General features: G+C 65.0%; 1 protein-coding gene. It reads right to left on the bottom strand.

The annotated features are described in order from the left end of the window. A partial coding sequence (locus EN857_RS33225; protein ID WP_135897668.1) for an FAD-dependent oxidoreductase occupies window positions 1-895 on the bottom strand: 895 nt, incomplete at both ends.

Below are 895 nucleotides of genomic sequence, written 5' to 3'. Positions count from 1 at the left end.
TCCGACAGGCGCGACACGGTGAGGTCGCTCTCGATGCCGCCCTTGGCGTTGAGCATCTGCGTGTAGACGATCTTGCCCGGCGCGACGTCCATGTCGTTGGCGCAGAGCCTTTGCAGGAAGGCACAGGCGTCGCGGCCCTCGACGCGGATCTTGCCGAACGAGGTCATGTCGAACAGGCCGACGCCGTTCCTGACCGCCAGATGCTCTTCGCGCTGGTTGTCGAACCAGTTCTGCCGCTTCCAGGAATAGCGGTACGCGCGCTCCTGGCCGTCGCGGGCGAACCAGTTGGCACGCTCCCAGCCGGCGACCTCGCCAAAGACGGCGCCGCGCGCCTTCAGATGCTCATGCAACGGCGAGCGGCGGATGCCGCGCGACGTCGCCATCTGGCGGTAGGGGAAATGGTCGGCGTAGAGCAGGCCGAGGGTTTCGGAGACGCGCTCCTTGAGATAGCGGCGGTTCTTCTGGAAGGGCTGGGCGCGGCGGATGTCGACCTCCCAGAGGTCGAAGGGCGCCTCGCCATCGTTGATCCACTGCGCCAAAGCCATGCCGGCGCCGCCGGAGGAGACGATGCCGATCGAATTGTAGCCGGTTGCCATCCAGTAGCCGGAGAGTTCCGGCGCCTCGCCGAGATAGTAGCGGTCGTCGGGTGTAAAACTCTCGGGACCATTGAAGAAGGTGTGGATGCCGGCGGTGCCCAGCATCGGCATGCGGTTGACGCCCATTTCGAGGATCGGCTCGAAATGATCCATGTCTTCGGGCAGCTGGTCGAAGCAGAAATCCTCGCGAATGCCGTCCATGCCCCAGGGTTTGGCCACCGGCTCGAAGGCGCCGAGCATCATCTTGCCGGCATCTTCCTTGTAGTAGGCGCACTCGTCCGGCACGCGCAGCACGGGCA

The sequence above is a fragment of the Mesorhizobium sp. M4B.F.Ca.ET.214.01.1.1 genome, from assembly GCF_004791545.1.
GTDB lineage: Bacteria > Pseudomonadota > Alphaproteobacteria > Rhizobiales > Rhizobiaceae > Mesorhizobium > Mesorhizobium abyssinicae.
Note: the sequence above shows the minus strand (reverse complement) of the source record. Positions and strands in the feature narration are given on the sequence as shown.